The organism is Pseudoroseomonas sp. WGS1072 (genome assembly GCF_049340465.1).
Taxonomy (GTDB): Bacteria; Pseudomonadota; Alphaproteobacteria; order Acetobacterales; family Acetobacteraceae; genus Pseudoroseomonas.
This window is the reverse complement of sequence record NZ_JBMPSU010000001.1, coordinates 2,067,258-2,092,876: the sequence shown is the minus strand read 5'-3', so window position 1 is coordinate 2,092,876 and position 25,619 is coordinate 2,067,258. Positions and strand designations below refer to the sequence as shown.

Sequence of the window (25,619 nt, the reverse complement as noted above, 5' to 3'; positions counted from 1 at the left end):
CAATGGGGGGCAATAGATCGACCCTGCCGGCGGCGCCCGCGAAGCCGGCCTCTCCGGCGCGGGAAATGCTGCGGCACTTCCTGCGCCACCCGGCCGGCATGGCGGGCTTCCTGATCCTGCTGGTGGTCGCACTGGCCAGCCTGGCCGGCCCCGGCCTCTACGGCGTCGATCCGGCCGACATGGCCGCGGCCCCCTTCGAGCCGCCCGGCCCCGAGGTGCCTCTCGGCGCCGATTACCTGGGCCGCGACGTGCTGGCCGGGCTGCTCATCGGCGGCCGCGCGAGCCTGTCGGTCGGACTGGCGGCGGCGCTGATCTCCGTCGTCATCGGCGTCACCGTCGGCGCGCTGGCCGGCTGGTTCAGCGGGTGGGTGGACCGCGTGCTGATGAAGGTGACGGAGTTCTTCCAGGTGCTGCCCTCGCTGCTGTTCGCGATGGTGTTGGTCACGCTGTTCGGCGCCAGCCTCGGCATCATCACCTTCGCCATCGGCGTCGTCTCCTGGCCCGGCGTCGCGCGGCTGACTCGCGCCGAGTATCTTCGCGTGCGCGGGCTGGACTATGTCCGTGCCGCCGTCGCGGGCGGCGGGCGGCCGCATTACCTGATTCTGCGCGTCGTGCTGCCCAATGCGCTGCCGCCGATCATCGTCGCGGCGGCGCTGGCCATCGGTGTCGCCATCCTGTTCGAGGGCGGGTTGAGCTTCCTCGGCCTTGGCGATCCCAATGTCATCAGCTGGGGCATGATGCTGGGGCAGAACCGGACCTACCTGCTGGATGCGTGGTGGGCCGTGACCTTCCCCGGCGCCGCCATCTTCTTCACCGTGCTGGCCGTCAGCCTGCTGGGCGAGGGGCTGAACGACGCGATCAATCCCAGGCTGAGGAAACGCGGATGAGCGGCACCACGATCCCGCCCCTGGCGCTCTCGGTCGAGCACCTGGGCGTCACTCTCGCCGGGCGCGACGGGCCGTTGCCGGTGCTGGAGGATGTCTCCTTCGGCGTGCCCGCCGGACGGACCCTGGCGCTGATCGGCGAATCCGGTTGCGGCAAGAGCATGGCGGCGCTGGCCTTGATGGGGCTGCTGCCAGAAGGCCTGCGCTGCGACACCGGCGCCATCCGCCTGCTGGGCGAGGATCTGGCCGTTGCGCCTCCCGCCCGCCTGCGGGCGCTGCGCGGCAGCACGCTGTCCATGATCTTCCAGGAGCCGATGACGGCACTGAACCCGGTCTTCACCGTGGGCGAGCAGATCGCCGAGACGCTGCGGCTGCATCAGGGGCTGGATGCCGCCGCCGCCCGTGCCGGCGCGCTGGAGATGTTGCGCAAGGTGGAGATCCCGGCCGCGGCGCAGCGGCTCGATGCCTATCCGCACCAGCTTTCGGGCGGCATGCGGCAGCGGGTGATGATCGCCATCGCGCTGGCCTGCCGCCCCCGCCTGCTGATCGCCGATGAGCCGACCACGGCGCTGGATGTCACCGTCCAGGCGCAGATCTTCGATCTGCTGAAGACACTGCAACGTGAGACCGGCACCGCCATCCTGCTGATCAGCCACGACCTGCATGCCGTGGCCGACATCGCCGATGAGGTCGCCGTGCTCTATGCCGGCACCTGCGTGGAGACCGGCCCGGCCTCGCGCGTGCTGGCAGCGCCGGAGCATCCCTATACCCGCGCCCTGCTGGCCTGCAGCCCGCGCCTGCGCCTGGGCGCGGCGGCGGCCGGTCCGGCACCCGATCTGCTGGAGGTTCCGGGCATGGTGCCGCCACTCGGGCAGCGCGGCCCGGGCTGCCGCTTCGCGCCGCGCTGCGAGCTGGCCGGCGCCGACTGCAACCACCCCCCGCCACTGCGCCCGGCCGGCGCTGGCCGTGCCGCCGCCTGCTGGCGCGTCGGCGATACGACGCTGGAGGCCGTGGCATGAACGATGTGCTCCTGGATGTCACCAATCTCACGGTGCGCTTTCCCGCCGGGCGCGCGGGCCCCTTCGGTCCACGGCGCCATGTGCACGCGGTGGATGGCGTCAGCTTCCAGGTGCGCCGCGCCAGCACTTTCGGCATCGTCGGCCAGAGCGGTTCCGGCAAGTCCACCGTGGCGCTGGCGCTGATGCGACTGGTGGGTATCAGCGGCGGCGACGTGACGCTGGACGGCATGCCGCTGAGCGCGCTGCGTGGTGATGCCCTGCGCCGTGCCCGGCGCGACTTCCAGATGGTGTTCCAGGACCCCTATGCCTCGCTGGACCCGCGCCGCCGCGCCGGCGCCCTGATCCGTGAGCCGCTGGACCTGCTTGAGATCGGCAGCCCGGCCGAGCGCGAGGCCGAGGTGCTGCGCTTGCTGTCCCAGGTCGGCCTGCCGGCCGAGGCGGGGCGGCTGTTCCCGCACCAGTTCTCCGGTGGGCAGCGGCAGAGGCTGTGCATTGCCCGTGCCCTGGCCAGCCGACCACGCCTGGTGGTGTGCGACGAGCCGGTGTCGGCGCTGGATGTGGCGGTGCAGGCGCAGATCCTGAACCTGATGCGCCGGTTGCAGCGGCAACTGGGCCTGACCTATGTGTTCATCTCGCATGACCTCGCGGTGGTGCAGCATCTCTGCGACGAGGTGGCGGTCATGTATCTGGGTCAGGTGGTGGAACAGGCGCCGACGCACCGGCTGTTCGCGGCCCCGCGCCATCCCTACACCTGGTCGCTGATCGCCGCCGCCGCCTCCCACGGCGCGGCGGGACAGGCCATGCGCCGCCGCCATCTGACACCGGGCGAGCCGCCGAGCCCGATCGATCCGCCGCCAGGCTGCCGCTTCAGCGTCCAGTGCCCGCATGTCACGGAGCGATGCCGGGCGGAGGTGCCGCATCTCCGGCCGGCGGCGGAAGGCCATCTGGCCGCCTGCCACCGCATGGAGGAGCTGGGCGTCCCGGATTTCGGCCTCGCCGAGGTGGCGTGAGGTAGTCTGTCCGCCTTCCCGTCAGGCGGGGCGAGGACAGTCCGCCCTGCCTGCCTCAGCGCGCCCGCCGCACCAGCCCCTCGCAGCGCTGGTCCTCGCCGATGCCGAAGCGGATGGTGGGCAGCACGGCGAGCGGCGGAAAGAGCAGGCCGAGCCCGACCGCCGCGCCGGCCCGCGCGCCGAGCTCCACCGGCTCGGGCAGGACGCTCGGGCCACTGAACGGGCCACGGATCAGGATATCGGTGCTCAGCGCGCCGACGGTGAAGTGCTTGGGCTCGGTGCGCAGCGTGTAGTCCAGCCGCTCATCGCGCAGGTTGATGTCACCGAAGCCGCTGATCAGCGCGGACTCCGTGTCCAGCAGCACCGTGCGGGTGTTCAGCATGCCACGCTGCAGGCGCATGTCGGCGATGAAGCACTGCACCGGCGTGCGGTTGGGAAGGCCGAGGGCCGAGAGGATGGCGTCGGCCAGTTGCAGGCCGGAGATGTCCACCAGCAGCGCCGAGAGGTTGCCGCCCGCCATGCCGAGCGTCAGCGCGCCGTTGCCCTGCGCCAGCATCTCCGCCAGGGAGCGGCCCCGGGCATCGATCGAGGCGCTGCCGCCGATCCGCCCCTGGCCCTCACCCAGCGGCGTCACGCCCATCAGCCGCGACAGATCGACGCGCTGGAACTTCACCTCCCCCTTGGCGTGCAGCCCGCCATTGTCCAACGGGGCGAAGTCGAAATCGCCCTCGATGCGGCCGCTGCCGACCCCGAAGCGCAGCGGATGCAGGGCGATGGCGCCGTCGACGATGTCGAGCTTCGCGTGCAGGTCGTCGAGCGGCATGTTGCGGCCCCGGATCTGCGCGCCGTCATAGGTCAGGTGGATATCGGCCGCCTGCAGCCGGGGCAGGTTGACCGGCGTGTCGGGCAGCATCTTGCCACGGCGCCCGCGCGCGGCGGGGGCCGGCCTGTCGCCCGGCGTGCCGCCGATGAAGCCCGCCAGGTCGTCGAGGTCGACCCGGCGCGAGCGCAGCGTGGCGTTGACCACCGGGCGGGCCGGATGCGGGTCCACCGCGATGTCGCCCGAGAGGTCGCTGTCGCCGACGCGGCCCTCCATGCCGGTAAAACGCACCTTGCCCTCGGCATAGTCGAGCTGGCCGGAGACGCGGTAGGGCGGCGTGGCGGGGATCGGCACGCCGGTCAGCGGCGTCAGCTGCGCCATGTCGGGCCCGGAGAGTTCCAGCCGCAGGTTGGCGCCGGCCATCCGCACCGGATCGCGCACCGTGCCCTGCAGCGAGACGCGGGTCGGCCCGTTCTCGATGCTGAGGCGGATCGGCCAGGGGTTCTCGGGGTCGCGCAGGGAGAGCACGGCGCCGCCCAGCAACTCGCCCTTGATCGGCTGCCGGGCATAGGTGCCCTCGGCCAAGGCGCGCAGCTGGTCGGCGGCCTGCTGCCCGGCCGAGGCGCCGCTGTCCACCTGCACCGTCATGTCGGCGCCGAGCCGCGCGAGCTGGGCATGCACCTGCCCGCCCCGGATGGTGAGCGCGCCGATCGCCGGCCCCTCCTCCGCGGCCTCGCCTTCCGCCGGCGCGCCGGCGGAGGAGGGGCTGGTGAAGGTGTAGTTGTTGCGCCCCTCGGCATCCTGCCGCAGCGCCACGCGCGGCTCGTCGAGCGCGATCTCGGGAATGACGAGGCGCCGGCCGCGGATGAACGCCATCACGTCGATCCGCAGGCTGAGCCGGGGGATGCTGGCCAGCGGCGGGTCCTCCGGGAAGCCTTCCGGATTGGCGATACGGAGGTCGGAGAGGACGATGTCGGTCAGCCGGCCGGGATGCACCGCGAGGCCGCCGACCGTCACCGGCCGGCCGAGCGCGGCGGAGGCCTGGCGCTCGACCAGGGGGATGAACCAGGCCCAGGACCAGACCACGACGAGCACCAGCAGGGCCAGCACCGGCAGCCCGGTCCAGAGCAGAATTCGGCGGGTCCGCGGGCTCGGCATGGCCATTCCCCTCGCCGCCGGGCAAGGACGCCGGGCGGGCCTGGACGGAGAAGTCGGCGCCGGGCGGGATGGTTGCGCGGACGCGGCGAGATGACGCCGCCCGGCGGGTGCTAGCCGCCGCGGCCGGCGTCGAAGCCGAGGAAGCCACGATCCGGCAGCGGGCCGTCATGGCCGCCCCAGACCGGCTGCGCGGCGCGGGCCGGCACCTCGGCCACCGGCGCGCGTGGTGCCCGCTGGACGGCGGGGGGCGCCGCCAGGGAGGGACGCCGGGCCGGCGCCTCGGCGACCGGCGCCGCGCCCCCGATCACCGGGCCACGCACCGAGAGCAGGTAGAAGACGATCTCGCTGCGGTTCTGGTCCACCGCGGAATCGATCGGCGTCAGACCCAGCACGTTGCGCGCGTTGAGGTCGGCGCCGCGGGACATGGCGTCGCGCGCCGCGGCCAGGTCGCCACGGTCGATGGCATCGAACAGCGCCTCGTTGGGCCCGAGGCTCTGGCCCGGCTCGGCCGGGATCGGCGAAGGGGCGCGGCGCCCGGCCAGGCCCGGCAGGGCCGGCGGCTCGGCCCGTGGCCGGGCTGTCGGCGCATCCGGCACCATGGGGCCGTTCAGCATCTGGGCGGCGGCCGGCGCGGCGGCCAGCAGGCCGGCCAGGGGGACGACGAACGGAGCGGCGAACAGGGCGGGACGGAGGAGGGAACGGCGCATGGCGGCATCTCTAAACCATTTCTGGCGGGGATGCGATCATCCACAGCCCTGGCCACGGGCGGTGAAGCTCTCCACCCGCCCCTCGCGCAGCGCGAAGGTCAGGTCGCAGCCGACCACGGCATAGCTCGGCGGCACCGCCCAGGGCCGGCGGTAGCCCCAGGGCGGCCCGAAGCCCCAGGGTCCGTAGCCCCAGGGGTCGCCGGGGACCATGACGGTCGCGCGCTGCTCGAACTGGAGGAAGCGGCGCCCGCCCGTCTCGTAGGTGCGGACCGGCACGCCGAGCGCGGCCACCAGATCGGCCTCGCTCCGCCCGACGAAGGTCGCCATGCGCTGCTCGAAGGTGGGCCCCGTGGCGCAGCCCACGAGCGGCGCGGCCAACAGCAGCGCGAGGAGCAGGGCACGGGCATGACGGCGCATCGGATTCGTCCTCCAGACCCTCCAGATAGGACGATCCAATCGTGGCGGCAGGGTGGCGGGCCACGCGGCCGCGCCTTTTTCCGGCCGCTCAGCGCCCCTCGCGCCGCCAGGCGACCAGAGCGAGGCCCAGCACCAGGGGCAGGGCCAGCCAGGGCGGCAGCAGCGGCAGGGCGGCGATCCCGGTCACCCGATGGTCCTCGTTGCGGCGGAGCCCGATCCAGGTGCCGCCCGTCGCATCCCGCCCGGCGGCGACGCGGCGCAGCTCCGGCATCCCCTCGCCCAGCCAGTGCGCGCCCCCGCCGGTGCCGCGCGCCAGCGGCAGGGCCGGCGCCGCGTCGGCGCGCAGATCGGCGATCTCCGGCGGATTGGCGGCCGAGGCGGCGGCGAAGGCGCTCCGCCGCCCGTCAGCGGCCTGCCAGACGCCGGCCTGGCCGGCCGGCATCTCCAGCACCGAGCGCCCGCCCTCAGCCGGGCTGGCGAGCCGCCGCGTCACCGTGCCGTCCGGGGCGGTCACGGTGATCTCGGGCGGCGGACCCGCCTCGACGCTGCGACGCGTGACGGTGAGCGTGCCGCCCTCGACCCGCGCGACGAGGTCCTCCTCCTCCAGCTCCGGCTCCTTCATCAGCCAGTGCGCGGCGCGGCGCAGCAGCTCGGCCTGCGGCCCGCCGCCGTCATGCCCGCGCGACCACAGCCAGATCTGGTCGGAGAGCAGCAGCGCCACGCGCCCCTCGCCCACCCGGTCCAGCTGCAGCAGCGGCGCGCCGTCGGGGCTGTCCATCACCGTCAGCCCGCTCTGCGGATCGGCGCGCAGGTGGCGGTACCAGCGGCCCCAGCGCGCCTCCTCCCCGGCCGTGTTGGCGCCGGTCAGGCCCTGGGTGACGGGATGGCGGGCCCCCGCCTCGGTGACGCGCGGGCGGAAGGCGCCCTCGGCCAGGCCGGCGGCGCCGGTCAGCGGCCGCGCCGGCAGCACCTGGCCGAGCGGCGTGGCGGCGAGGCTGGTGGCGCCGGTGAACTCCGGCCCGACCGACATCAGCAGCGCCCCGCCGCCGCGCACGTAATCGGCGATGTTGCGCAGGTACATCGGCGGCAGGATGCCGCGGTTGCTGAAGCGGTCGAAGACGATCAGGTCGAAATCGCGCAGCTTCACCTGGAACAGCTCGCGCACCGGGAAGGCGATCAGCGCCAGCTCGTTCAGCGGCGTCAGGTCGTCCTTCTCCGGCGGCCGCAGGATGGTGAAATGCACGAGATCGACATTCGGGTCGGCCTTCAGCAGGCGGCGCCAGGTGCGCTCGCCCGAATGCGGCTCGCCCGAGACCAGCAGGACGCGCAGCCGGTCGCGCACCCCGTTCACGGTGACGACGGCGCGGTTGTTCAGGGTGGAAACCTCGCCCGGCCGCGCCTCGGCGGTGAGTTCCACGACGCTCGGCCCGCCGCGCTCGACCGGCAGGGTGATGCGGTGCTCCCGCCCGAGCGGCACGCTCTCGACGCGCGGCGCCGCGCCGTCGCGCCGCAGCGTCAGCCGCACCGCCCCGCCCGACGGGCCGGCGGCGGGCGCCGCCCCCAGATCCTCGACCACCAGCCGCAGCTCGACGCTGCGCCCGACGATGCCATAGCCCGGCGCCTCGAGGACGCGGATGCGCCGGTCCACCTCGCCCGGCCGGCCGGGCAGGATCAGGTGCAGCGGCGCGGTGAAGGAGGGGCTGGCCGGAATGTCATGCGCCTGCCCGTCGGTCAGGGCGATGACGCCGGCCAGCCGCGCGCGCGGGATATCGGCCAGCGCGCGGTCGAGGGCGGTGAAGAGCCGCGTGCCCTGGCGGCCGCCCTCGGGCAGATCGACCGTGCGCAGCTCGAGGTCGGGATGGCGCGCCGCGGCCTGCTCCAGCGCGGCGCGGGCCGCGTCCAGCGCCGCGCCGCGCTCGCCGATGCGGGCGGACTCGCTGCGGTCCTGCAGCAGCAGCGCGATGTCCGGCCGGGTCTCGCGCGTCTCCTCGACCAGGCGCGGATTGGCCAGGGCGAGGCCCAGCACGGCGAAGGACAGCACCCGCCAGCCGGCGCCCCGCGCCCGCCGCCACAGGGCCGGGGCCAGGGCGAGCAGCGCCAGGAGGGTCAGCGCGGCCAGCAGCCAGGGCGGCAGGACCGGGGCGAAGTCGAGGCCGGAGATCACCTGGCGCATCGGTCAGCCCCCCGCCCGCTCAATTCCCCAGCCTTTCGAGGATGGCCGGCACATGCACCTGATCGCCCTTGTAGTTGCCGGTCAGCGCGTACATCACGAGATTGACGCCGAATCGGTAGGCCAGCGTCCGCTGCCGCGCGCCGCCGGGGATGGCGGCGTGGGGATTGCCGCCGCGCGCATCGACCGCCCAGGCCCCGGCCCAGTCATGCCCGCCGATGATCACCGGGCTGACGCTGTCATTCGCCCGGTCCTCCTCGCGCGAGACCCAGACCTGCCCACCGGCGAAGCGGCCGGGCAGTTCCGGCGGCAGGAGGTAGAAGGCACGGGTCAGCACGTGCTCGGGCGAGACGGGCGCCAGGGGCGGGATGGCGAGGCCTGCGGTCAGCCGCAGCAGCGCCTCCCGCGCGCCGGGGGCGAAACCCTCGCCCGAGCCCTCGTCGCGCGTGTCGAACAGGATGATGCCGCCGCCGCGCATGTAGTCGTTCAGCGCCGCCACGGCGGCGGAATCGGGCAGCGGCGTCTCGGCCGTGACGGCCCAGTAGAGCAGCGGCAGGGGCGAGAGGTCGTCCTGCCCCGGGCGCACCGCCGCCGGCTCGCCGAGCGCCGTCGCGGTGCGGCGGTTGACGTAGTCCGACAGGCCGGCGAGGCCCTGCCGCACCGTCTCGTCCAGCGCCGCATCGCCGGTCAGGACATGGCCGATGCGGGTGACCAGGGCGAGATCCTGCGCGGCGCTCCCCCGCGCCATCCCGTCCTGTGCCAGGGCGCCGGGCGCCGCGGGAAGGGCGAGCGCCAGCAGCAGCGCCGCCAGCCGGGCCGGCCGGCCGAGCAGACCCCGCTGGACCAGCGAGATCAGCAGGTCGGCGGCCAGCAGCAGCAGGGCGAGCGCCAGCAGCCAGGGGCCGAGGTCGCGCTCCGCCGGCACGCCGCCGATCGCCAGCAGGGCGGTGCCGGGCGGCGGCGCGGCCAGGGCGCGGGGCGCCGGCAGATGCGCCGAGAGGTTCAGCGCCCGCCGCTCGCCGCCCTCGCCCGGCACGCCGTACCAGCCCGGCGGATGGCGTGGGCCCGGAACGGTGTCGGCGAAGCGGTGCGCCGGGATGGCGCCCACGCCGCCGGCCGCCGGGCCGAGCCGGCCGAAGCCGTCCATCACCTCGAGCGGCGCCAGCGGCGTCTCGCCCTCCGCCCCGGCGACGCCGGAGGACAGCGCCACCACCCGGCGCAGCAGATCGATGAACAGGCCGGAGAGCGGCAGGTTGGACCATTCGGCATTGGCGGTGACATGGAACAGCACGATCCGCCCGGCGCCGCGCGTCTCGGCGGTGACCAGCGGGGTACCGTCGGCCAGCCGGGCCCAGCTGCGGGCCGAGAGTTCCGGCCCCGGCTCGGCCAGGACCTGGGTCGAGACCGTGACCTCGCCGGGCGGCGCCAGCCCGGCGAAGGGCGAGGCCTCCGGGAAGGGCGCCAGCGGCTGCGGCTGCTCCCAGGAGAGCGCGCCGCCGAGCTGCCGCTCCCCGGCGCGCAGCCGCACCGGCAGCAGGCTGTCCGGCGCCTCGGCCAGGCGTGGGCCGGCGAAGCGGACCAGCGTGCCCCCCGCCTCGACCCAGCGCTCCAGCGCGGCGCGCTCCCCGGCCTCGGCCACCGGCCGGTCGGCCAGCACCAGCACGGCGAGCTGCCGGGCCAGGAGCTGCTCGATGCCGCCGCGCCGCAGCTCGGCATAGGGGGCGAGCGCCCGGTCGAGGTAGTAGAGCGGCCCGAGCAGCGGCGTCTCCGCCCCCTGCTCGGCCGGGCCCACCAGCCCGACCGGGCGGCGGCGGAAGCGTTCGTCCAGCAACACGGCGGCGCCCGCCGTCTCCTCGCCCTCGATCTCCAGCCGGATGATCTGGTTGCGGATCTCGAGCGGCAGGTCGAGCCCGCCGCGCGCCTCGCGGCCGCCGGCCTCGACCGGGAGGGAGGCGCGGGCCAGCGCCCGCCCGTCTCCGGTGCGGGCCAGCACGGCCACGCTGCCGGCGGCCGGCGCGGCGGTCTGGCGCAGCGTCAGGCCGAGCCGCTCCGGCTCGGCCTCCGGCGGGGCCAGCAGGCGGGCGGCACGGCCCTCGGCGCGGGCGAGCGTCAGCGGGCCGGCGGCGGCGAGCGCGGCGGCGAGCGGCGTGAAGTCATCGCCCTCCGCCCGGTGCTCGACCCCGTCCGCGACATAGAGGCTGGCGAAGGGGCCGGGATTGGCCTGCCGCCAGGCCGCCAGCCCGGCCAGGGCGGCGGCGCGATCGGGCGCCCAGGGCTTCGGCCGAAGGGCGGCGAGCCGGGCCCGCAACGCCTCGGCCGGCATCAGCGCGCCGGGCGTCAACACGCCGGGCGCCGGCGCCTCGCCGGCCTCGGCGGGGGCGGTGGTCAGCAGGGCGGCGCGGCGGCCCTGACGCGCGGCGGCGTCCAGCGCGGCGCTGGCGGCGGCGGCGCGGGCCGGCCAGTCGGCGCCGGAGGGCCAGCCGTCATCCATCACCAGCAGCAACGGCCCCTCCCCGCCGGCGACGCCGGCCGAGGGCCCCCAGACCGGACGGGCCAGGCCGAGCACGATCAGCGCCGCGGCAACGAGGCGTAGCAGCAGCAGCCACCACGGCGTGCGGGCCGGCGTCTCCTCCGGCGCCGGCAGGTCGCGCAGCAGGCGCAGCGCGGGGAAGCTCTGGCGGCGCGGCGCCGGCGGCGTCACCCGCAGCAGCCACCAGATCAGCGGCAGGGCCGGCAGGGCCAGCAGCAGCCAGGGCGCGACGAAGCCGACCGGACCGAGGGACATCATGCGCCGCCCATGCCTCCTGCGAGTCCGGTGGGAGCCTGTCCGGTGGGGGCCAGCGCCTGCCAGAGCGCCAGCAGCGCCGTCTCCGGCGGATGGTCGGTGCGATGCGTCGCGAAGCTCCAGCCCGCCGCCCCGGCGATGGCGGCGAGCCCGGCGCGATGCGCCGCCAGCCGCTCGGCATAGAGCGCCCGCACCCCCTCGACGCGCGGCAGCAGCAGCGGCGCCTCGCGCCCCAGCCCCTCGAAGCGGACACGGCCGGTATAGGGCAGGGTTTCCTCCGCCGGGTCGAGCACCTGCAGCAGGTGGCCCCGCACGCCCTGCGCCGCCAGGGCGGCGATGGCGGCGCGGCTGTCCTCCAGCGGCGCCAGGAAATCGCCCATCAGCACGGCCCGGGCATGGCGCGGCAGGCTCTCGTCGCGCGGAGGCGTGTCCTGGCGGGACAGCGCATCGGCCAGGGCCGGCAGCGCGCCGCGCCCGGCATGGGCGCGGCGGAGGCCGAACAGGCGCACCCGCTCGCCGCCGCGCAGCAGCAGCGCGGCCAGCGCCAGCAGCAGCAGCGTGGCGCGCTCGCCCTTGGCGGGCCGCCCCTCGCCGCCGCGCCAGGCCATGCCGGGCCCGGCATCGCGCCACAGCGCCACGCTCTGCGCCGCCTCCCATTCGGTCTCGCGCACGAAGAGGCGGTCGGATTTGGCGCTCTGCCGCCAGTCGAGGCGGCTCACGGCATCGCCCGGCAGATAGGGGCGGAACTGCCAGAAGGCATCGCCCTGGCCGGCGCGGCGGCGGCCGTGCACGCCCTGCATCACCGTCGCGGCAACCCGCTCGGCGGCGACCACCAGCGGCGGCAGCCGGCTGCCCAGCGCCTCCGCCGCCAGCGGGGCGGTGGCGGGCGGGGGCAGCGGCTCAGCCAAGACTGGCCTTCAGCGCGCCGATCACCTCGGACAGCCGCACCCCGTCGGCGCGGGCGGCGAAGCTCAGCGCCATGCGGTGACGCAGCACCGGCTCGGCCAGAGCGATCACATCCTCGAGACTCGGCGCCAGCCGCCCGTCCAGCACGGCCCGCGCCCGGCAGGCCAGCATCAGCGCCTGCGCCGCGCGCGGCCCCGGCCCCCAGGCCAGGTGCTGGCGCACCGCGGGCAGATCGGCGGTTTCCGGCCGGGCGCCGCGCACCAGCTTCAGGATCGCCTCCAGCACCTGCTCGCCCACCGGGATGCGGCGGATCAGCGCCTGGGCGGCGATCAGCTCGGCCGCCGTCATCGCCGGCTCGGCCCGCGCCTCGGTCGCCCCGGTGGTGGCCAGCAGCATGGCGCGCTCGGCGGCGGCATCGGGGTAGGAGACCTCGACCTCCAGCAGGAAGCGGTCGAGCTGCGCTTCCGGCAGCGGGTAGGTGCCTTCCTGCTCGATCGGGTTCTGCGTCGCCAGCACGTGGAAGGGGGCGGGCAGCGGATAGGTCGCGCCACCCATGGCGACCTTGCGCTCCTGCATGGCCTGCAGCAGCGCCGACTGGGTGCGCGGGCTGGCGCGGTTGATCTCGTCGGCCATCAGCAGCTGGCAGAAGACCGGCCCCTTGATGAAGCGGAAGGCGCGTCGCCCGTCGGCCCCCTCCTCCAGCACCTCGGAGCCCAGGATGTCGGCCGGCATCAGGTCGGGGGTGAACTGCACCCGCCCCTCGGCCAGGCCGAGCACGGTGCCCAGCGTCTCCACCAGCTTGGTCTTGCCGAGGCCGGGCACGCCCACCAGCAGCACGTGGCCGCCCGACAGGAGGGTGATCAGCACCTGCTCGACCACCTCCTCCTGGCCGAAGATGACGCGGCCCACCGCGCCGCGCACCCGGCCCAGACGGGCGCCGAGCGCCTCCACCTCCGCGACCAGGAAGGTGGGATCCGTGGGGTCCGCCACTTCAACCATGCCGCTTGGCCTCCTTATATAACCCCCGATATGGGCAGCCGGCCCGCCTCGGCCACCCCATCCGCGCACGGCGCGGCCACGGGAATGCCGATGTCAACTGGGGGAGCCTATGACCGTCGGACGCATGGACGAAGTATTGAAACATTCCGCGACAGGGCAAAGCGACGGCAAGGCACCAGGTAGCGGCGACACCTGCTGCAGGCACGCCACAGTTGCCCAGAAAACCGGCAAAGGTCCTGTCAGGCTTCCGGGAGGCCGGCCGAAGCACGAATGCGGTGCGCTCGACATGCGGATCGCGCGCGACGGCACCTGGTACTACAAGGGCAGCCCGATCGGCCGGAAGGAGCTGGTCTGCCTCTTCTCCTCGGTGCTGAAGCGCGAGGCGGATGGCGGCTACTGGCTGGAGACCCCGGTCGAGCGCGGCTCGATCGAGGTCGAGGATGCGCCCTTCGTCGCCGTCGAGGTCTTCTGGCGCCGCTGCGAGGGACGGCAGTGCCTGACCTTCCGCACCAACCTCGACGAGATGGTGACCGCCGACGCCGACCACCCGATCCGGGTGCAGATCGACCCCCGCACGCGCGAGCCGCGCCCCTACGTGATGGTGCGCGCCGGGCTGGAGGCGCGCATCAACCGGGCCGTCTTCTACGAGCTGGTGGCGCTGGCCGAGCCGGAGACGCTGGAGGGGCGCGAGGTGCTCGGCGTCTGGAGCGAGGGCGTGTTCTTCCCGATCGACGACCTGCCGGCCGAGGCCGCCCCGCCGCCGCGCCGCGGCAGGGTGCGGGCCAACGGCGCCGCCACGGCGTGAGCGCGCCCGCCGGACCGTCCTCCCCGTCCGCCGCCGCGGACAGGATCTCGGCAGACAGGATCTCGGCAGACAGGGCCGGGGGCGGCGCGCCGCCGGCCCTCCGGCCCGCACCCATGGATGCGGAGGCGGTGCTGCGGCGCCTCTCCGAGCCGGGACGGCTGGCCCCGCCCCCCGCCCGGGCCCCGGTCCCCTCGGCGCCACCGCCGGGCATCGCCGCCGCCGTGCTGGTGCCCGTGGTGCTGGGGCCGCGCCCCAGCCTGCTGCTGACGCTGCGCGCCGCCACCCTCTCCAGCCATGCCGGCCAGGTCGCCTTTCCCGGCGGCCGCATCGAGCCGGGCGAGACGCCGGAGCAGGCGGCGCTGCGCGAGGCGGCGGAGGAGATCGGCCTCGATCCGCGCCTGCCGCGCATCCTGGGCCGGTTGCCGGAGCACGTCACCGGCACCGGCTTCCACGTGACCCCCGTCCTCGCCGTGCTGGAGCCGCCGCTCAACCTCACCCCGGCGCCGGACGAGGTGGCGCAGGTCTTCGAATACGATCTCGCCCCCCTGCAGGACCCCGCCCTGCCGGAGCGCCGCGCCGCGATCTGGAAGGGCGAGCGGCGCAGCTTCGACGTCTGGCCGCATGACGAGCACTATGTCTGGGGCGCCACGGCGGCGATCATGCGGACCCTGGCGGCGGCGCTGCGATAGGCCGGAACAGTCGGTCAGAACGGCTCGTGCAGCAGCGCCGGCGGCATCACCAGCAGGCCGATCCGCAGAAACGGCCAGGCGCCGATCTCCAGCCCCTCGCGCCGCAGCGCCACCAGCCAGAGGATCGTCGCCAGCGACCCGGTGACGGAGAGGTTCGGGCCGAGATCGACCGCGATCAGGATGGCGCCGGCCAGCACGGGCGGCGCCTCGGCCGGCGGCAGCAGGCCGAGCGCCACGACCAGCGCGGCGCCCGCCACGGCCCAGACCGCCTCGGGCCAGCGGAAGGGGCGGAGCAGCACGCCGAGCGTGGTCAGCGCGGCGATCGTCCAGATGACGGGCGCCGCGCTGACCACGCCGCTCATGCGGGCGCGGCAGGCCCGGGGCGGGGCTGCGCGGCCTCCTCGGCAAGGGCCCTGCGGTCGAGGGTTTCGGGCATCAGCCACCAGTAGCCGAGGAAGCCCAGCGCGGCGATGGCGCCGAGCGCCAGGAAGGCGGCCGAATAGCCGTAGCCGACGATGATGCCCCCGGCGAGCGTCGCGCTGAGCGCCGCGCCCAGCGCGTGGGCGGTGGCGATCGCCCCCTGGCTGACGTTGAAGCGGCCCGTGCCGCGCGTCAGGTCGGCGACCACCACCGGGAAGAGCGCGCCGAAGATGCCGGCGCCGAAGCCGTCCAGCAGCTGCACCGCCAGCAGCCAGAAGGGATCGTGCGAGAGGGTGTAGAGCAGGCCCCGCAGCGCCAGGATGCCGAAGGCGGCGAGGAAGATCGGCTTGCGGCCCCAGAGGTCCGCCTTCAGGCCCGCCAGGTAGGAGACCGGCACCATGACGCATTGCGCCGCGACGATGCAGGCGGCGATCAGCGAGGTGGCGTGGTTCTGCCCGACCACGGTGGTCAGCAGCTGGCCGAGCGAGGGCAGCATGGCGGCATTGGCCAGGTGGAACACCGCCATCAGCACGGCGAAGACCAGCAGCGGCCGGCATTCCAGCAGGGCGCGCCAGCCGGAGGGCCGCGCGGGCCCGCCGGCCGCGGCGCCGTGGCCAAGGCCGCGCGCCACGTCGTCGTCGATGGCGCCGGCCGGGATCAGCAGCGTGGCGCCGATGCTGAGCACCGCCAGGATGCCCATGATCCAGAACACCACCACCGGGCCGAACAGGATGGCGGTGCCCGCCGCCAGCGCCGCCGAGGCGGCGTTGCCGGCATGGTTGAAGGCCTCGTTGCGGCCGATCCGGCGCGAGAAGGCGCGCGGCCCGACGAGGCCGAGGGTGATCGCCGCCAGGGCCGGCGGGAAGACGGTGCCGGCGATGGCGGCGAGCGACTGGGTGGCGACGACGGCCCGGAAGTCGGTGATGAAGGGCAGCACGACGCAGCTCAGCGTCACCGCCACGGCGGCGGCGATGATCACGGCGCGCTTGTGGCGGCTGCGGTCGATGAAGGCACCGACAGGGGTTTGCGCGGCCAGGCCGATGAGGCCGGCCAGGGTGATGACGAAGCCGATGGTGGCCGGGTTCCAGCCCTGCTCCGGCCCGCGCACGGCGAGCAGGTAGATGGCGAGGTAGGGGCCGAGCCCGTCCCGCACATCGGCTAGGAAGAAGTTCAGCCCGTCCAGGGCGCGGTGGATGCGGGGCGAGACGGCGGAGGGGGGAGGCGCCATGCGGTCCATCCTTCCAGAGCGGAGGCGGCGCTGGAACGCGGGGGGATCGGGCGGGGTTGAGCCGGAAGCCGGCGGAATGATCGCGGCGCCACCGCCGGCGGGGCAGTTCCAGAGGCAATTCCATGGGGACGCGATCGGCCCTACCCTGCCTCCCCATGCGGCTCTTCGAGATCCCGGCCCACCTCCCCTTCCTGCCCACCCTGGCCCGTGGCGTGCTGGCCGAGCTCGGCGCCGCGGCGGCGGACCCGCTGGCCCTGTCCCGCACCACCATCCTGCTGCCGACCCGCCGCGCCGCGCTGGCGCTGCGCGAGGCCTTCCTGCGCGAGGCGGATGGCCGTGCCCTGCTGCTGCCGCGCATGCGGGCGCTGACCGGCCTGTCCACCGAGGAGGCGGACGAGCTGGCGCTGCCCGGCCTGCTCGATCTGCCGCCGGCCGTCGAGCCGGCGCGGCGGCAGGCGGTGCTGACCGAGCTGGTCCTGCGCCTGCCCTCTCGCTACGGCGGGCCGAACACCCCGGAGCAGGCCTGGCGGCTGGCCACGGCGCTCGCCGAGTTCCTCGACGAGACGGCGCTGGAGGATGTCCGGCATGACGGGCTGGACGGGCTGGTACCGGAGGAATTCGCCGTCCACTGGCAGGTGACACTGACCTTCCTGCGCGGCGTGCTGACCGCCTGGGACGCCTGGCTGCAGGCGCGGGGGCTGATGGACATCGGCCCGCGCCGCGTCGCCGCCCTGCGCGCCCAGGCCCGCGCCTGGCGCGAGGCGCCGCCGGAGGCGCCGGTGATCGCCGCCGGGATCGGCGCCGGCGGCACCATCCCCGCCGCCGCCGCGCTGCTCAAGGTGGTGGCCGGGCTGCCGCGCGGCGCCGTGGTGCTGCACGGGCCGGGCGAGATCAAGTCCGAGGCGCTCTGGGCCGCGGTGGGGGAGAGCTGCACGCATCCGCTGGCCGGCCAGGTGCGCCTGCTCTCGGCCATGGATGCCACCCCCGCCGACCTCATGCCCTGGCCCGGCAACACGGCGGGCGACCCGGCCCTGGCGCGCCGCGCCGGGCTGCTCTCCTGCGCCCTGCGCCCGGCCGCCGGCATCGAGGCCTGGCTGGAGCGGCGGCCGGAGCACTGGGCGCCCGCGCTAGAAGGCCTCGCCCTGCTGGAGGCGCCGGATGTGCAAGCCGAGGCGGTGGCCATCGCGCTGATCCTGCGCGAGGCGCTGGAGACCCCCGGCAGCCGCGCCGCGCTGATCACCCCCGACCGCGAGCTGGGCCGCCGCGTCGCCGCCGAGCTGACGCGACACGGCATCCTGGCCGATGATTCCGCCGGCCAGCCGCTCGGCGAGACGCCGACCGGGGCCTATCTGCGCCTGCTCGCCCGCGCCGTGGCCGAGGGCTTCGCGCCGGTGCCGCTGCTCGCCCTGCTCAAGCATCCCCTCTCCGCCGGCGGCATGACGCGGGCGGAGTGGATGGAGGCGGTGCGGTTGATCGAGCGGCGCTGCCTGCGCGGCCCCCGCCCCGCGCCCGGCCTGTCCGGCCTGCGGGCCCGGGTGCGCGAGGCCTTCCGGCGCGAGAAGGATGCGCCCCTGCTCGGCACCGCCCTGAAGCTGGTCGATGCGCTGCAGGCCGCGCTCGCCGGTTTCGACAGCCTGCCGGACAGCCCCGCCCGCCCGCCGGCCGACCTGCTGGACGCGCATCTGGCGGCCGCCGAGGCCCTCGCCTCGACGCGGGAGCGGCCGGGCGGCCTGCGCCTCTATGCCGGGGAGGAGGGCGAGCCCCTGGCGGTGCACCTCGCCACCCTGCCGCCGGCGCTGCGCGAGTTGCCGCCGATGAGCCCGGCCTCCTGGCCCGCCCTGTTCGATTCCTCGCTGGAGGGTCCCTCGGCGCCGGGGGTCCGCATCGGCCGCGGGCGCGAGCACGCGCAGCATCCCCGCATCGCCATCCTCGGCCTGCTGGAGGCCCGGCTGCAGGATTTCGACCTGGCCGTGCTGGGCAGCCTGGAGGAAGGCGTCTGGCCGCAGGCGACCGAGGCCGGCCCCTGGATGAGCCGGCCGATGCGCGCCGATTTCGGCCTGCCGGAGCCCGAGGCGCGGATCGGCCGCGTCGCCGCCGACTTCCTGCTGGCGGCCGCCTCGGCGCCGCGCGTGGTGCTGGCCCGCGCCCGCAAGCGCGCCGGCGCGCCGACCGTGCCCTCGCGCTGGCTGACCCGGCTCGAGACCTTCCTCGCCGGCCAGAAGGCAGAAGACCCGCGGAAGGCCGGCGGCCGGGGCCTCGCCCTGCCCCGCCACCCGGCGCTGGGCTGGGCGGCGCGGCTCGACCAGCCGGAGGCGGTGCGGCCCTGCCCGCGCCCGGCCCCCTGCCCGCCCGTGGAGGACCGGCCGCGCGAGATCAGCGTCACGGAAGTGGCCGGGCTGATGGCCGATCCCTATGCCTTCTACGCCCGCCACGTGTTGCGCCTGACGCCCTTCGACCCGCTCGACGCCGAGGTCGGCGCGGCGAATTACGGGCAGATCGTGCACCTCGCCCTGGCGGTCTGGACCCGCCGCCTGGACGAGGCGCCCGGCGGCTGGCCCGGCCTCGCCACCGCCCGCGACTGGTTCGCGGACGCGGCGGAGGAGGCGCTGGCGCGGACCGAGGCGCGGCCCGGCCTGCTGGCCTTCTGGCGGCCGCGCCTGGCGCGCATCGGCGGCTTCGTCACCGCCCAGGAGGAGGCGGCGCAGACGGCGGCGCGGGAGGGGCGGCGCATCGCCGCCCGCCATGCCGAGGTGCCGGGGCGGCTGGCGCTGGCGCAGGGCCGGCTGCGGCTGAAGGTGCGCGCCGACCGCATCGACGAACTGTCCGACGGCACGCTGGCGATCATCGACTACAAGACCGGCACGCCGCCGAATGATTCCGAGATGAAGGACGGCCGCGCGCCGCAGATGCCGCTGGAGGCCGCCATCGCCGCGGCGGGCGGGTTCGAGGGCATCGCCGCCCGTCCGGTCTCGGCGCTGGCCCACTGGCGGCTGACCGGGGGCGGCACGCCGGGCGAGGTGAGGCCGGTGAAGGGCGAGCCCGACGCCCTGGCGGCCGAGGCGCTGGCGCAGACGGAGGCGCTGCTGCGCGGCTTCCTGCTCGGCGAGCGCCGCTTCCTCGCCCGCCCGCATCCGCGCCGCAGGCCGCCCCGCTCGGATTACGACCATCTGGCGCGGGTGGCGGAATGGGGGACGGCGGAGGAGGGGTGAGGCCCCTACCCCCCGTTCCGCGCCCCGGTGTCCGCTGCAGGCCCGACACCATCTCGTCATCGCCGGTGCGGGTCATGAAGGCGGGCAGACCCATCGGCCGCTTCTGCGAGGCCGGCAGGGCGGAGGTGAAGGGCCGGTCGCCGCGCCGCGCCCGGAAATCCACCCTGGCCGCCTCCCGCAGCGCCGCGTCGGTCATCAGGTCATACCCCGCGGCCGCCAGCACGCGGGCGGTGTTGAGCGATCCCTTGTCGCCGATCGACATGCCGCCGCATGCGGTGACGGGCCAGGTGTGCAGCCCGACTCCCAGCGGCATGGTCGGCCAGGCGAAGACCCCCACCGGCGCCTGGTAGCTGACCTCGCCGACATCGGTGGAGCCGCCCGCCGAGATCTCCTGCAGGAAGGGCAGCGGCTGCGGCGCCATGCCCGCCTCCGGCAGCTTCGCCTCCCGCTGGCAGGCCCGGGCGAAGGCCTGCTCCTCCTCCGTCCATTCGATCGGGACGGCGGCGAGGTGGCGGTGCAGCAGCCGCGCCAGCGGCTCGTTCGGCAGCAGGTCGTGCATGCCGAAGAAGTGGATCACCTCGGCGCGGGTCTGCGTCGCCATGGCCGCGCCCTCGGCCACCTGGCGCACCCAGGCGGTCAGCGTGCCGACCTTCTCCCGGTCGAGGTCGCGCAGGAGGATCCAGACCTGCGCGAAATCCGGGATGACGTTCGGCGCCGCGCCCGCCTGCTCATAGATGTAGTGCATCCGCGCGCTGGGCAGGATGTGCTCGCGCATCATCTGCACGCCGAGGCCGAACATCTCCGCCGCCTTGAGGGCGCTGCGCCCCTCCCAGGGGGCGATCCCGGCATGGGCGCTACGGCCGTGGAACATCACCCGCACCTTGTCCACCGCGTTCAGCCGCACGATCCCGGCGCCGGCGAAGGGGGCGGGGTGCCAGGCCAGCACGGCGTCGCAATCCTCGAACAGCCGGTCGCGCGCCATGTAGACCTTGGCGCCCTCCGTCTCCTCGGCGGCGCAGCCATAGACGCGGATGGTGCCGCTGGTGCCGGCCTCCCGCATCATGGCCCTGAGCGCGATGGCGCCGCCGGTGCAGCCGGCGCCCAGCATGTTGTGGCCGCAGCCATGCCCGACCCCGGTGCCGGCGGGGCCCGGCGCCTGGCGCGGCTCCGCGGCGTTGCCGAGGCCGGGCAGCGCGTCATACTCCGGCATGTAGCCGATGACCGGGCCGCCCGAACCCGCGCTCCATTCCGCGACGAAGGCGGTGGGGATGCCGGAGGTGCCGCGGCTGGTGACACGAAAGCCCGCCGCCTCCAGCTCGCGCAGGTGGATGGCGGCGGACTTCTCCTCGTGCAGGCTCAGTTCGGCCTGGGTCCAGACCTCGCGCGAGAGGCGCAGGATGGCGTCGCGCGCCGCCTCCACCGCGCGCGCCGCGGCGGCCGAGGAGGCCGGCGGGGAGGCCGGAGGAGCCGCGGCCGGGGCGGACACCTGTGGCGCGGCGGGCTGCGCCGCGGCGGCGGCCGGTATCGCCCCGGCCATCCCCAAGCCGGCCAGAACGGCGCGCCGTCCCGCTTCCGGCATTCCTCGCAGCGGCATGATCTGAACTCCTTCCTGACAGGCGGACCGGGTGGAGGAACGATACGGGCGGCGAGGCTACGGACCCTTCTCGACCGGCCACAAGCCGGCGCACGGACACAGTCGGGTTACCCGCCGGCTGGTCAGCGGGTGGGCCATCCGCCCGCTGGCCGCCTCAGCGATAGGCCGCGAGAATCGCCCGGCCTTCCTCGCCGGCGCGGGCCGACCACGCCTCGACCACCGGCTGCGCCGCCAGGGTCAGCGCGGCGCGCAGCGCCGGGACCTCGGCGAGCGCCACGCCGTTGGCGCGCAGGCGGGCGCCGTTCTCCTCCAGCCGCGTGGCGATGGCGCGGAACTGCCGGGCCTCGGTCTCCCGCCCGGCCTGCAGGACGGCGCGCCGCGCCGGCTCCGGCAGCGCCTCCAGCGCCGCGCTGGCACAGAAGGCGAGACTGAGCGGCCAGGCGTAGTCGATGCGGGTGAAGTTCGGCAGGATCTCCCACAGCCGCGCCCCGGCGCCGCCATCGCCCGAGGAAAGCACGGCATCCATCTCGCCCGCCTTCAGCCGGGGCAGCGCGTCGGCGAAGGAAATCTGCTGCGGCGCGGCGCCGGCGGCCTGCAACACGGCGGTGCCGGCGGCATCGTAGGTCCGGATGCGCAGGCCCTGCAGCGCTCCGGCCTCGGTCAGCGGCCGGCGCGACCAGATGCCGGAGGGCGGCCAGGGCGTGGCGTAGAGCAGCGTCGCGCCCTGCGCCGCGAGGGCGCGGGCATAGGCCGGCCGGGCGAGATCCAGCAGCCGCGCCGCATCCGCCGCCGAGCCGGTCAGGAAGGGCAGCGCGGAGAGCTGGAAGATCGGCGCGTCCTTCGCCATGGCGCCGGTGAAGGCGTCCGCCGCGGCGAGCTTCCCCTCGGCCACGGCGCGCAGCATGGCGGCGGAGCGCAGCCCGTCCGGCGCGTCGGGGGCGGCGGTCACCGTCAGCGCGCCATCGGCCAGCCGGGTCGCGGCCTCGGCGAAATGCGCGATGCCCTCGCCCGGCATGGCGGTCGCCGGATATTCGCTGGCGATGCGCCAGGCGGCGGCGGCCCGGGCGCGCCGGCCCGGCGCGGCGGCGAGGCCGGCCAGGCCGGCGGCGAGGAGGTGGCGGCGTCTCGGCATCGGTGCGGCCCTTTCGGCTGAAGCGCTAAGCCCAAGCCTAGACCGCCCTGGCCCGCCAGGGGAATCGCCGCGTGCCTCCGGAACCGCCCGGTGGTGACGGCGGGTGCTCCATGCCGCGCTATCGGGGCGCCCGGCGGGAGGCGGCCGCGCGCCTCCCGCCGCCTTGCCCATCGCCCCGGCGCGGCCGCCCGGCTACAACCGGGGCATGAGCAGCAGCACCGATCTCTCGCCCCGCGCCGCCGCCCAGGATGCGCAGCGGCGCGCCTCGGACCCCGAGGCCTCCGCCTGGGTCGGCGCCTCGGCCGGCTCGGGCAAGACCAAGGTGCTGACCGACCGCGTGCTGCGCCTGCTGCTGCGCCCCGGCGCCAGGCCCGGCCGCATCCTCTGCCTCACCTTCACCAAGGCGGCGGCGGCCGAGATGGCGACCCGCCTGGCCCGCCGCCTCGGCGAATGGGCGGTGGCCGAGGAGGCCGATCTCGGCCGCAGCCTGCAGGAGCTGACCGGCGCCGCGCCGGACGCCACGCTGCGCCGCCGCGCCCGCGCCCTCTTCGCCGAGGTGCTGGAGCAGCCGGGCGGCATGCGGATCGCCACCATCCATGCCTTCTGCCAGTCGCTGCTGCGCGGCTTCCCGCTGGAGGCCGGGCTGCCGCCGCAGTTCACCCTGATCGAGGAGGCGGACGCGGCGGAGATGCTGGCCGAATCGCGCGAGGCGGCGCTGGCCTCCGGCCGGCTGCCCCCCGCGGCGATCGAGGCCATCGCCGGCCTCGGCAGCCCGGAGGATTTCGCCGACACGCTGCAGAGCCTGGTGAAGGAGCGCGACCGGCTGGGCGGCGCCATCGCCCGGGCCGGGGGGCTGGCCGGGTGCGACGCCGTGCTGCGCCGCCGCCTGATGCTGCCGCGCGAGGGGGGCGAGGCGGAGGCGCTGGCCGCGGCCTGTGCCCGGGTGGGGGCGGAGATGGTGCGCGCCAGCGGTCTGCTGCGCCTCAGCGGCAATGCCAACGACCGCGCGCGCGGCGAGCGGATGAAGGCCTGGATCGACCTGCCGGTGGAGGCGCGCCAGGTGTGCTGGGAGGACTGGGCCGGGATCTTCCTCACCGACAAGGGCGAGCCGCGTAAAAACATGGCCACCAAGGCCGGCCTGAAGGACCGCGCCGAGGAGGCGCAGGCCCTGATGGCCGAGGAGGCGGCGCGCATCGCGGCGGTGGAGGAGGAGCGGAGGGCGTGGCGCCTGCACGCCGCGAGCCTCGCCCTGCTCGCCCTCGCCCAGCCGGTGCTGGAGGCCTATGCGGCGCGGAAGGCGCGCCAGGGGGCGGTGGATTTCGACGACCTGATCCAGGCCGCGCGCGGCCTGCTGCACGATCCGGGCAGCGCCTGGGTGCTCTACAAGCTTGATGGCGGGCTCGACCACCTGCTGCTCGACGAGGCGCAGGACAGCAACGCGCATCAATGGGAGATCGCGGAGAAGCTGTCCGGCGAGTTCTTCTCCGGCCTCGGCGCGCGCGAGCCGGAGACGCGGCGCAGCATCTTCGCGGTGGGCGACGAGAAGCAGTCGATCTACAGCTTCCAGGGTGCCGACGCCGCGGGCCTCGGCCGCTACGCGCACAGCTTCGCCCGGCAGATCGCGGCGGCGGAGCAGCGCTTCGAGGTGGTGCCGCTGAACGTCTCCTTCCGGTCCACGGCGCCGGTGCTGTCGCTCGTCGATGCCGTCTTCGCCGAAGGGCCGGCGCGGCGCGGCGTGGTGGCGGAAGGCGCCGTGCTGGAGCATCGCGCCGACCGCGCCGGGGATGCCGGGCTGGTCGAGCTCTGGCCGCCGCTGGCCCGGCCCGAGGCCGCCACCCTGGAAGCCTGGGAGGTGCCGGAGACGCCGGTGGCCGAGGAGGACGCCGAGGCGCTGATGGCCGAGGCGCTGGCGGCGCGCATCGCCCACATGGTGCGGCACGAGACCCTGCCGGCGCGCGGCGGGCGGCCGATCCGCCCCGGCGACATCCTGGTGCTGCTGCGCCGCCGCACCGCCTTCAGCGGCCTGCTCGTGCGGGCGCTGAAGGCGCGCGGCGTGGCGGTGGGCGGGCTCGACCGGCTGCGCCTGATCGAGCAGATCGCGGTGCAGGACCTGCTGGCGCTGATCGACGTGCTGCTGCTGCCGGAGGACGACCTGCAGCTCGCCGCCCTGCTCAAGAGCCCGCTCTGCGGCGTCTCGGAGGAGGAGCTCTGCGCCCTGGCGGGCGGCCGGGTGCAGCCGCTGTGGTGGCGGCTGCTGCAGGAGCGCGGGCGCGACACCGCGCCCGGCCGCGCCGCCGATTGGCTGGCCGCGCTGGCCGACCGCGCCGACCTCGCCACCCCCCACTCCATCCTGGCCGAGGTGCTGGGCGAGCATGGCGGGCGGGCCCGCATCCTGGCCCGCCTCGGCCCCGACGCCGCCGACCCGCTGGACGAGGTGCTGAACGCCGCGCTCGCCTTCGAATCGCGCCATCCGCCCAGCCTGCAGGGCTTCGTGCAATGGCTGCGGCGCGGCGGGGCGGAGGTGAAGCGCGAGGCGGAATCGGGCGTCGATGCGGTGCGGCTGATGACGGCGCACGGCGCCAAGGGGCTGCAGGCACCGGTGGTCATCCTGCCCGATGTCGGCAGCGGCCGCGGCGAGAAGCCACTGCGCTGGGAGGAGAGCGAGCCGTCCCTGCCCTTCTGGGCGCCCCGCTCGCGCCGCGACTTCTTCGCCCCCGCCTGGACGCGGCTGATGGAAGCGGAGGAGGCGGCGCGGGCGGCGGAGGAGAACCGGCTGCTCTATGTCGCGCTGACCCGTGCCGAGGACCGGCTGCTGGTCTGCGCCTGGGGCGAGCCCAAGGCCGGCTCCTGGTACGACCTGGTGGCGCAGGGCTTCGCCCGCCTGGAGGGCGCCCGGGAGCTGGCCTTCGAGCCGGCGGCCTTCGGGGCGCCGCCCGCCGCCCGCTTCACCGGACCGGCGCGCTGCCTGGACAGCGCCCAGACCGCTCCGCCGCGCGCCGAGGCCGGACAGGCCGAGCCGGGCGAGGCCGGGCCGCTGCCCGACTGGATCGGCCGGCCGGCGGCGCCGGAGAGCATGGCGCTGACCCTCTCCCCCTCGGCGCTTCCCGGCGAGACGGAGACGCCCACCGCCGCGCCGCATGGCCGCGCCGATCCGACCGGCGAGCGCTTCCGCCGCGGCCGGCTGCTGCACGCGCTGCTGCAGCACCTTCCGGACTATGCGGAGGCGGAGCGGGAGGCGGCGGCGCGGCGCTTCCTGGCCAGGCCCGGCCATGACCTCTCCGAGGCCGAGCGGGCGGCGACCCTGGCCGAGGTGATGCGGCTGCTGCGCCTGCCCGAGCTGGCGGCGGCCTTCGGGCCCGGCAGCCTGGCCGAGGCGCCGATCGCCGGGCGGGTCAATGGTCTGCCGCTGGCCGGCCAGGTGGACCGGATGCTGGTGACGCCGGAGCGGGTGCTGATCCTGGACTACAAGACCAACCGTCCGCCGCCGGAGGAGATCGGCGGCGTCCCGGCGCTCTACCTGCGGCAGATGGCGGCCTATCGTGCCCTGCTGCGGCAGGTCTTTCCGGGACGGAAGGTGGAGTGCTGGCTGCTCTGGACATGGTCGGCCCGCGCCATGCCGCTGCCCGGAGCGCTGCTGGACCGGCACATGCCGGGGTGAGAAGCCGGT

General features: G+C 75.6%; 17 protein-coding genes and 1 pseudogene. 7 read left to right on the top strand and 11 right to left on the bottom strand.

The annotated features are described in order from the left end of the window. Positions 1–2: 2 nt before the first annotated feature. Genes ACF3NH_RS10015 through ACF3NH_RS10005 form a run of 3 tightly spaced genes read left to right on the top strand, consistent with a single transcriptional unit; the run spans position 3 to position 2,913 of the window. A complete protein-coding gene (locus tag ACF3NH_RS10015) occupies positions 3–887 on the top strand; it encodes an ABC transporter permease (RefSeq protein ID WP_422922708.1) in 885 nt (294 codons plus the stop codon). Next, positions 884–1,903, top strand: a complete 1,020-nt coding sequence (locus ACF3NH_RS10010) for an ABC transporter ATP-binding protein (protein WP_198365475.1) — start codon at positions 884–886, stop codon at positions 1,901–1,903. Before ACF3NH_RS10015 ends, ACF3NH_RS10010 begins: the two co-directional genes overlap by 4 nt. Then, positions 1,900–2,913: an ABC transporter ATP-binding protein gene (locus ACF3NH_RS10005; protein ID WP_422922707.1), complete on the top strand. Its 1,014-nt coding sequence runs from the start codon at positions 1,900–1,902 to the stop codon at positions 2,911–2,913. The genes ACF3NH_RS10010 and ACF3NH_RS10005 overlap by 4 nt, the downstream gene beginning before the upstream one ends. A 55-nt stretch (positions 2,914–2,968) precedes the next feature. Here ACF3NH_RS10005 and ACF3NH_RS10000 read toward each other — a convergent pair whose 3' ends face one another. From ACF3NH_RS10000 to ACF3NH_RS09970, 7 genes are all read right to left on the bottom strand, one after another. Beyond that, complete coding sequence (locus tag ACF3NH_RS10000; RefSeq protein WP_422922706.1) at positions 2,969–4,891, bottom strand: AsmA family protein; 1,923 nt, start codon at positions 4,889–4,891, stop codon at positions 2,969–2,971. 110 nt (positions 4,892–5,001) lie between these two features. After that, positions 5,002–5,598 (bottom strand): ankyrin repeat domain-containing protein, encoded by a 597-nt coding sequence (locus ACF3NH_RS09995; protein ID WP_198365472.1) that lies wholly within the window; start codon positions 5,596–5,598, stop codon positions 5,002–5,004. A gap of 36 nt (positions 5,599–5,634) precedes the next feature. Further along, positions 5,635–6,015, bottom strand: a complete 381-nt coding sequence (locus ACF3NH_RS09990; protein WP_198365471.1) for a hypothetical protein — start codon at positions 6,013–6,015, stop codon at positions 5,635–5,637. An 88-nt stretch (positions 6,016–6,103) separates the two neighbouring features. Next, positions 6,104–8,188, bottom strand: a complete 2,085-nt coding sequence (locus ACF3NH_RS09985) for a hypothetical protein (RefSeq protein ID WP_422922705.1) — start codon at positions 8,186–8,188, stop codon at positions 6,104–6,106. A 19-nt stretch (positions 8,189–8,207) separates the two neighbouring features. Continuing rightward, positions 8,208–10,973: a DUF4159 domain-containing protein gene (locus ACF3NH_RS09980; protein ID WP_422922704.1), complete on the bottom strand. Its 2,766-nt coding sequence runs from the start codon at positions 10,971–10,973 to the stop codon at positions 8,208–8,210. Further along, on the bottom strand, positions 10,970–11,878 hold the full coding sequence (locus ACF3NH_RS09975; protein WP_422922703.1) for a DUF58 domain-containing protein: 909 nt from the start codon (positions 11,876–11,878) through the stop codon (positions 10,970–10,972). Before ACF3NH_RS09975 ends, ACF3NH_RS09980 begins: the two co-directional genes overlap by 4 nt. Next, positions 11,871–12,875, bottom strand: coding sequence for an AAA family ATPase (locus ACF3NH_RS09970; protein WP_198365468.1), 1,005 nt, complete (start codon positions 12,873–12,875; stop codon positions 11,871–11,873). Before ACF3NH_RS09970 ends, ACF3NH_RS09975 begins: the two co-directional genes overlap by 8 nt. Before the next feature lie 109 nt (positions 12,876–12,984). On the opposite strand from ACF3NH_RS09970, the gene ACF3NH_RS09965 reads away from it, so the two are divergent. Further along, positions 12,985–13,680 (top strand): DUF1285 domain-containing protein, encoded by a 696-nt coding sequence (locus ACF3NH_RS09965; protein WP_459077143.1) that lies wholly within the window; start codon positions 12,985–12,987, stop codon positions 13,678–13,680. Positions 13,681–13,793: 113 nt separating this feature from the next. Next, complete coding sequence (locus ACF3NH_RS09960; protein WP_422922702.1) at positions 13,794–14,369, top strand: NUDIX hydrolase; 576 nt, start codon at positions 13,794–13,796, stop codon at positions 14,367–14,369. A 14-nt stretch (positions 14,370–14,383) separates the two neighbouring features. Here ACF3NH_RS09960 and ACF3NH_RS09955 read toward each other — a convergent pair whose 3' ends face one another. Then, complete coding sequence (locus ACF3NH_RS09955; protein WP_422922701.1) at positions 14,384–14,731, bottom strand: ArsB/NhaD family transporter; 348 nt, start codon at positions 14,729–14,731, stop codon at positions 14,384–14,386. Then, complete coding sequence (locus tag ACF3NH_RS09950) at positions 14,728–16,017, bottom strand: MFS transporter (RefSeq protein WP_422922700.1); 1,290 nt, start codon at positions 16,015–16,017, stop codon at positions 14,728–14,730. The genes ACF3NH_RS09955 and ACF3NH_RS09950 overlap by 4 nt, the downstream gene beginning before the upstream one ends. Positions 16,018–16,172: 155 nt before the next feature. Between ACF3NH_RS09950 and addB the strand changes: the two genes are divergently transcribed. After that, on the top strand, positions 16,173–19,226 hold the full coding sequence (addB, locus tag ACF3NH_RS09945) for a double-strand break repair protein AddB (RefSeq protein WP_422922699.1): 3,054 nt from the start codon (positions 16,173–16,175) through the stop codon (positions 19,224–19,226). Between the two features lie 301 nt (positions 19,227–19,527). On the opposite strand, the pseudogene ACF3NH_RS09940 reads toward addB, so the two are convergent. After that, positions 19,528–20,763: pseudogene (locus ACF3NH_RS09940) on the bottom strand (amidohydrolase); the annotation flags it as partial. Between the two features lie 211 nt (positions 20,764–20,974). Further along, the gene (locus tag ACF3NH_RS09935; protein ID WP_422922698.1) at positions 20,975–21,952 is read right to left on the bottom strand and encodes a TRAP transporter substrate-binding protein; all 978 of its coding nucleotides are present in this window, start codon (positions 21,950–21,952) and stop codon (positions 20,975–20,977) included. Positions 21,953–22,157: 205 nt separating this feature from the next. Here ACF3NH_RS09935 and addA point away from each other — a divergent pair, with 205 nt between their 5' ends. Continuing rightward, complete coding sequence (gene addA, locus ACF3NH_RS09930; protein ID WP_422922697.1) at positions 22,158–25,610, top strand: double-strand break repair helicase AddA; 3,453 nt, start codon at positions 22,158–22,160, stop codon at positions 25,608–25,610. The last annotated feature ends 9 nt before the right edge of the window (positions 25,611–25,619 follow it).